This window comes from Streptococcus sp. SM3 (genome assembly GCF_027497875.1).
Genome location: NZ_JAJNSA010000116.1, coordinates 1 through 7,609, shown reverse-complemented (window position 1 = coordinate 7,609; position 7,609 = coordinate 1). Strand labels below are relative to the sequence as shown.

Genomic DNA, 7,609 nt, shown 5'->3' with positions numbered 1-7,609 from the left:
TAGGTCGCGATTTTCAATGGCTACCATCTTCTTGGCAGACGCCAAGCCATAGACGCCCGCAATCGCTTGCCGGAGATTCCCAGTACCTGCCGTTTTGGTCATTTCTTTTCCGTCATTAATCAAGGTGAAAGCAATCTCTGGATGGGCCAAACTCAATCGGTTGAGAATATCCACGATATGGGATAGCTCTGCCTGCTGGCTCTTTAAATACTTGAGACGAGCAGGAGTATTAAAAAAGAGATCTTCTACTGTAATCTTGGTCCCGACAGGGCTTGTCGCTGGCTCCAATTCCTCAATTTCGCCACCCTTTGCGACCAATTTGGTCCCGTGGGCAGCTCCTTCTTGAGCCGTTAGAAGGGTTAGAATACTAACAGAAGCAATGGAAGGCATAGCCTCACCACGAAAACCAAGCGTTCGAATACGAAAGAGATCCGCTTGATTCTTGATCTTACTGGTCGCATGTCGACGGAGGGCCAGAGCTACCTCATCATGCGCAATTCCTTCCCCATTGTCTGTGATCCGAATCGACTTCAATCCTGCTTCTTCAATTTCGACAACAATCTGGCTAGCTCCAGCATCGATCGAGTTTTCAACCAATTCCTTGACCACACTAGCAGGTCGTTCAATTACTTCACCTGCCGCAATCTGGTTGGCTAGGACTTCTGGCAATTCAATAATCTGTGACATAGCTGCTCCTTTACCTTTTTTCACCGATACATGTAGCTCTATTATACCACAGATCCACAGGACTCCCTTTCTTAAAAAATGGAGGCTGGCCCCATCTTCTTCCCTAAAAACCGCATAGGCAAAGAAAATGACCACATAAACAAATCCCCTTGTCTTCCCTTTGGAAAAAGTGTTTAATAGTAGTGTAAAGAAGGAGCCGGGCTAGCGGGCTAACCGACTTTACCTAAGGAGGGAGAAAATATCTTATGAAAGTAGAAGTACACATTGATTCCCACTTCCAAGAAGAAGCGGTGACGATTACAGCACCTACACTATCTACGCGTGTAGAGAGAATCCGTGACTTTGTGGAAGAATTGGATCAAAAAGGGCGCTTACGTGCCAAAAAGGATGGGGAGGCTTACCTGATCGAAAGCCAGCTATTCCAACGTTTTTACATTGAAAATCGGCAAGTGATTGGTGAGACCATGACAGATCAATTTATCCTGACTGGACCACTCTATCAGCTATCTGAAGACTTACCGACCTTCTTTCTCAAAATTTCCCAATCTGAAATTATCAACACAAAAGAAATCGATCACCTGCACTTCACTAGTGGAGGATCGGTTCAAATCCATCTCAAAAATGGGAGCCTGACCTACTCCTCCCGTCGTTATTTAAAAGCCATTAAGGAGAAATTATCATGCTAAAACAATCATTTTCTGACGCCCTAAAAGGGATTCTCATCGGGCTCATTCTATCCATCTTCTTTTCCTACCACTTCTCACCTGAGTTGTACCTTCCCTTAAGTCCCAACTCTGCAGTCGGCCGCTGGATGTTCTTGCATCATGTTCACGGCTCACTGGTCATGCTCTATTGCGTCCTCGTTTGGGGTGCGATTGGGGTCCTCTTTAGCTTGGGAAGTCTCCTCTTTCAAAAAGACTGGAGCCTCTTGCGAGCTACTCTGAGCCATTACCTACTCATGTTACTTGGCTTTATTCCCCTAGCCACCTTGGCCGGCTGGTTCCCAGCACGACTAGGATTTTACCTCTCGCTCATTGTCGAATTCACCCTCGTTTATGTGATCATCTGGTTGGTCTCTTATCATTTTTACAAAAAACAAGTACAAGAAATCAATCAAAGCATTACTAACCACTAAAAAAGATCCTCGCCGTCACGAGGATCTGAAAGTGGAGATAAGCTGTTCTTTTATACAAAACTAATAAATTCTATAAAAATTATACTCGTTATAGTTATTCAATCATCTACTGAAACTTTCCGCTGTGAGAAAAGTTCCTGAAACACAAACGTTTCAGGAACTCGGGAGTTTTGAGACCTTAGGCTCAAAACTAAGTCATGGAACTTCGTAGAAGTTCGCTGACGTCCGGACTCACCTAAGGAAAGTTTCTAAGATGACTTTGTCTTCAATCTGAGATCCTCAATGCTACGAGGATCTTTTTTACAATTTCTTTTTCAATTCGGCGACTGCCATCATGACTTCCATCGGAGTCATATTGTAGAGATCCAGATTCTTCAATTCCGTGATCACTGTATTTTCTGTCACTTCCTCAAAGAGGGACATTTGTTCAGCAACCTGTGAAGGTACTTCCTTTTGAGGAGTTTCATCCACAAGCGGTACTTGCTGGGCTTGTCCTTCAAGCTTGGTCAAAATCGCATCCGCCCGCTCCAGCAATTCTTCTGGCAAACCAGCGATCTTGGCCACGTGAATCCCATAGGACTTATCCGCTGGGCCAGGTTCAATCTTGTGCAAGAAGGTAACCTGACCATCTCGCTCCAAGGTTGCGACATGGACATTTTCCAAACGGGACAAGGTCTCTGAGAGAGCCGTCAACTCATGGTAATGGGTCGCAAACAAGGTTTTGGCTCCGGTCCGATCATGGATATATTCGATGATGGACTGGGCGAGGGCCATCCCATCATAGGTCGCAGTTCCCCGTCCCAACTCATCAAATAAAATCAAGGACTGGGGCGTTGCCTTGCGAATAGCGTGATTGGCCTCCATCATTTCTACCATAAAGGTAGACTGACCCGATACCAGGTCATCCGCAGCTCCGATCCGAGTATAAATCGCATCAAAGATTGGCAACTCAGTCTTTTGTGCTGGAACATAAGAGCCGATTTGGGCAAGAATCACAATGATCGCCAATTGGCGCATATAGGTAGACTTCCCGCTCATGTTTGGCCCAGTAATCAACTGAATATCCCGTCCTTCATCCATAAAGATGCTATTAGGAATATAGGACTGGGCACCCATGACTTTCTCGACAACTGGATGGCGACCTTTGTCGATTTCAATTCGTCGCTCTTCATGAAAAAGGGGGCGATTCAACTGTTGCGATTCAGCAACACTGGCTAAACTTTGTAAAACATCAACCGTCGCAATCGCCTGAGCTAACTGTTGCAGACGTTGGATATACTTGCCAACTTCTTCACGAATCCGCATAAAAATCGTATATTCAAGATTAGCAGACTTTTCACGCGCCTCTAGCATATCTCCTTCGATGCGTGCCAATTCCTCCGTACCAAAGCGTTCTGAATTTTTCAAGGTCGCCTTGCGGAAAAAATAAGCAGGAACATGACTCAATTGAGAATTGGTGACATGGAAATAGTAGCCATCCTTCTTGTTGTAATCAATTTTTAGACCGGTAATGCCACTGGCTTCGCGCTCCTTGGCTTCAATCTCTGCTATCCAACCGGTACCATCCCGAAGAACAACTCGGTACTGGTCCAATTGCTCATCAAAACCAGTACGGATGATATTCCCCTCTGTAATAACAGCAGACGCATCCGGAGCAATCGCTGAAGTAATCAAGCGGTGCAACTCAGGAAGTTCATCCAAGCGTGCAATTAAGACATCTAAGACCGGATCACCAATCCCTAGTAAAATCGACTTGATCGTCGGCACATGCCCCAGAGTATCTCCTAGCTGCAAGAGATCCTTAGGATTGATCTTACCAAAAGAAACCCGGCTCGCTAAGCGTTCTATGTCATAGACCCCTTTGAGGCTGTCGGTCAGGTCGCTCCGTTCAAAGAAATGATCCATAAAGACCTGAATGATGTCCTGACGCTCTTGGATCCGTTTCAAATCGACCAAGGGTTTCTGAATCCAGGACCGCAACAAACGACCTCCCATGGCCGTCTTGGTTTCATCCAAATACCAATACAAGCTACCATGTTTCTTCCCAGTCCGAGCATTCTCTGTCAAATCCAGACTAGCCTTGGTCGCAAAGTCCATTTGTAAGAAATCACAAATCTCATAATGATGGGCTTTTTTGAGGTGACTCAATTCCCGCATTTGGGTCTGGTGGACATACTGGAGAAGTTTTCCAGCCGTTTCCTTTTCGAGTTCACTCAGATGATCCCCTAAAAGTTGGACATCGTCCAGCGCTGTCTCTACATGTGACAGCAAGAGATTCATCTGGCTCACAAAAACACGTTCTTCCTGTTCTGGCAACTCATAACCCAGGACCACCTCACGCGCACGTAAATTGCGGATTTCTCCGCAAACCATGCTGAAGTCATTGAGAGTGGTCACCTGAAATTCCCCTGTCACCAGATCCATATAGGTTAGCCCATAATCATTCCCTGAACGGTCCAAAGCAACCAGAAAGTTATTCTCACTATCTGGCTTGGTCGAATCCACCACTGTACCCGGCGTGATCACCTGTACGACTTCACGCTTAACGACCCCCTTGGCTTCTTTGGGATCTTCCATTTGTTCCGCAATCGCTACCTTATACCCCTGTTCGATGAGAACATCAATATACTGCTGGGCCGAGTGGTAGGGAACACCTGCCATGGGAATTGGATTCTCTGCATTTTTATTCCGTGATGTTAAGGAAATCTCTAAAATTTGAGCTGCATTCACTGCATCTTCATAAAATAATTCGTAAAAATCTCCCATTCGAAACAGCAAAAAGGCATCCGGATAATCTTTTTTGATATCTAGATACTGCTGCATTCCAGGGGATATTTTCTCTACTGCCATACTTCTTTATTCCTTACTGTTGCATCATTTTCTGACACAAGCTCCATAGATGAAAACAGGAGTAGATAGCTCACTATCTTCCTCCTTTTGACATCTCTCTTTCTCTCCAACGGGGCTTGACTACTGCATCATCCCTAAAATTTCATTTTGAATTTCAATGGCTGCCTCTTGGTCACGGCAGACAATCAAGAGGGTATTGGCCCCTGCTACTGTTCCCAAAATACGCTCATCTGACATTTCATCTACACCATTGGCCAAGAGAGCTGCTTCTCCTAGCTCTGTCCGCAAGACCAAGGTGAATTCCGCTCGTGAGACAGACTTGGCGTGGCTGGACAACATAATATAAATCTCCGCCACCTCAGGCTCATTTGGCAAAATATAATACAACTGGTCTTTTCGTTTCACCTTGACTAGACCCAGATCGCGCAAATCTCGTGACAGAGTTGTTTGCGTTACAGCAATTCCTTTTGCTTCTAATCGATCCTGAATCTCTTTTTGAGTCGACAATTTTTCATTTCGAATCATTTGTTGAATCAAAAGGTGACGTTCTGTCTTTTTCATTGGACCTCCACTTTTGAATAAATATACTTTAAATTATACCAAAAAAATTGAAAATTCGCTCAGAATTGTGTTAAAATAATAGTTAAAAGGACTAAGGAGCTAATATGAACAATAAAGAACTCATTGCTAGTGAATTGGCCAAAGTGATTGACTCTCTTGACCAAGATGCTATTTTAAATTTGCTTGAACAACCAAAATCATCTGATCTTGGTGACATTGCTTTTCCAGCCTTCTCACTTGCAAAAGTGGAACGCAAGGCTCCTCAAGCAATCGCTGCAGACATTGCTGAAAAGATCGACCAAAGTGCCTTCGAAAAAGTCGTTGCAACTGGACCTTACGTGAACTTCTTCTTAGACAAATCTAAGATCTCTGATCAGGTAATCAAATCCGTCATCGAAGCAGGTGCAGACTACGGTCAACAAGACGAAGGTCATGGCCAAAACATTACCATCGACCTTTCAAGTCCAAATATTGCAAAACCATTCTCAGTTGGTCACTTGCGCTCAACCGTTATCGGGGATGCTCTTTCAAACATCTTCCGCAAAATGGGCTACAACACCATTAAAATCAACCACTTGGGAGACTGGGGTAAACAGTTCGGTCTCTTGATGGTAGCCTACAAAAAATGGGGTAGCAAGGAAGCTGTCGAAGCCAACCCAATCGATGAATTGCTAAAACTTTACGTTCGGATCAACGCTGAAATCGAAAACGATCCTGAGCTTGATGAAGAAGGACGTCTCTGGTTCAAGAAACTGGAAGATGGAGATCCAGAAGCGACTGAGTTGTGGCAATGGTTCCGTGACGAAAGCTTGGTAGAATTCAACCGTATCTACAAACTCCTCGGTGTTGAATTTGACAGCTTAAACGGAGAAGCTTTCTACAATGACAAGATGGATGAAGCTGTCCAAATTCTTGAAGAAAAAGGCTTGTTGAAAGAGTCTAAGGGAGCTAGCATCGTTGAGCTCGATGATGTCAACCTTCCACCAGCTATGATTAAGAAATCAGACGGTGCCACTCTTTATATCACTCGTGATATCGCAACCGCTATCTACCGTGCACGGACTTACAACTTTGTGAAAAACATCTATGCTGTAGGTCAAGAACAATCCAACCACTTCCGTCAGTTGAAAGCTGTTTTGAAGAAAATGGGATTTGACTGGAGCGACGATATGGTTCACGTTGACTTTGGTTTGGTGACAAAAAACCGCCAAAAATTATCAACTCGTAAAGGAAATATCATCCTGCTCGAACCAACTCTTCAAGAAGCCATCTCTCGTGCCAAAGCTCAGATCGAAGAAAAGAATCCTGAACTTGAAAACAAGGAAGAAGTGGCACATGCAGTCGGTGTTGGTGCGGTTAAATTCTACGACTTGAAGACAGACCGCCGCAATGGGTATGACTTCGACCTCGAAGCCATGGTATCCTTCGAAGGAGAAACTGGCCCTTACGTTCAATATGCTTACGCTCGTATCCAATCCATCCTTCGCAAAGCCAACTTCACACCATCTACAGATGCGACATACAGCTCGAGCGATCCTGAAAGCTGGGAAATCATCAAGCTTCTCCAAGACTTCTCTCGTGTTGTCAAACGTGCTGCTGAAAACTATGATCCATCCTTGATCGCAAAATATGCTATCAACTTGGCTCAAGCCTTCAACAAATACTATGCACACACTCGTATCTTGGATGAAAGCCCAGAACGCGAAAGCCGTCTTGCTCTTAGCTACTCAACAGCAGTAGTCTTAAAAGAAGCTCTTCGCTTACTTGGTGTCGATGCACCTGAGAAAATGTAATTTCTTATCTAATGATTGATAAGTAGAACATCTCTTATGGGAGTGAGAGGAGAAACTAAATGCGATTCAATTTAGTTCTTTCTCACTCCTTTTCTCATGCCCAATGCCCTTCATTCTCTACATTTTCAGATCCTTTATATACAGGAGAAATCTATGAATCAAACCGTTTACATCTTAATCCTCATCAGTTTAGTGGTCCTCTTTTTATTTAACAAGTACGAAAGAGAAAAACTACAACGGCTCTTACAAGAGCAACTTTTGAAAGATCAAGCTTTCAAAGATAGCATCAAGGAAAAAATCCAAGAGACCGACAATATCAACGATGTCATCCATGCCATCAATAAAGACTATCGATTGGGTCTCCTACTTGCTAAAGAAATCACTGAAAAATTAAAATAAGCCATAGAAGAGGAGTCATATAAAATGTGACTCCTCTTCTATTCAGTCGCAACAAATAAGAGGCTGGGACAAAAGTCCTAGCCTCTCAATTATTTTTGGATTGTCGAGCAAGACGCAGTGGTTGAGTGGGCTCTACTACGCTGATTTCATCAGCTTTTACAGCCCTACTCAACTGTGCGGAGGT

7 protein-coding genes are annotated in these 7,609 nt (G+C 44.1%); 4 read left to right on the top strand and 3 right to left on the bottom strand.

Going from position 1 to position 7,609, the window contains the following annotated elements; all coding sequences use genetic code 11:
- The coding region (gene mutL, locus PAN06_RS12250; RefSeq protein ID WP_269796451.1) for a DNA mismatch repair endonuclease MutL at nucleotides 1-687 on the bottom strand (687 nt) is incomplete at its 3' end.
- Nucleotides 688-932: 245 nt separating this feature from the next.
- Here mutL and PAN06_RS12245 point away from each other — a divergent pair.
- Complete coding sequence (locus PAN06_RS12245; protein WP_049482826.1) at nucleotides 933-1,373, top strand: LytTR family DNA-binding domain-containing protein; 441 nt, start codon at nucleotides 933-935, stop codon at nucleotides 1,371-1,373.
- Complete coding sequence (locus tag PAN06_RS12240) at nucleotides 1,367-1,822, top strand: DUF3021 domain-containing protein (RefSeq protein WP_269796450.1); 456 nt, start codon at nucleotides 1,367-1,369, stop codon at nucleotides 1,820-1,822. Before PAN06_RS12245 ends, PAN06_RS12240 begins: the two co-directional genes overlap by 7 nt.
- Nucleotides 1,823-2,122: 300 nt before the next feature.
- On the opposite strand, the gene mutS is transcribed toward PAN06_RS12240, so the two are convergent.
- Both mutS and argR read right to left on the bottom strand, forming a co-directional pair.
- The gene (gene mutS, locus PAN06_RS12235) at nucleotides 2,123-4,672 is read right to left on the bottom strand and encodes a DNA mismatch repair protein MutS (protein WP_269796449.1); all 2,550 of its coding nucleotides are present in this window, start codon (nucleotides 4,670-4,672) and stop codon (nucleotides 2,123-2,125) included.
- 120 nt (nucleotides 4,673-4,792) lie between these two features.
- On the bottom strand, nucleotides 4,793-5,233 hold the full coding sequence (gene argR / locus PAN06_RS12230; RefSeq protein WP_023919910.1) for an arginine repressor: 441 nt from the start codon (nucleotides 5,231-5,233) through the stop codon (nucleotides 4,793-4,795).
- Between the two features lie 104 nt (nucleotides 5,234-5,337).
- Between argR and argS the strand changes: the two genes are divergently transcribed.
- Both argS and PAN06_RS12220 read left to right on the top strand, forming a co-directional pair.
- On the top strand, nucleotides 5,338-7,026 hold the full coding sequence (gene argS, locus PAN06_RS12225; protein ID WP_269796448.1) for an arginine--tRNA ligase: 1,689 nt from the start codon (nucleotides 5,338-5,340) through the stop codon (nucleotides 7,024-7,026).
- 153 nt (nucleotides 7,027-7,179) lie between these two features.
- Entirely contained in the window at nucleotides 7,180-7,425 is a 246-nt protein-coding gene (locus tag PAN06_RS12220) for a hypothetical protein (RefSeq protein WP_023919916.1), read from the top strand.
- Nucleotides 7,426-7,609: the final 184 nt, after the last annotated feature.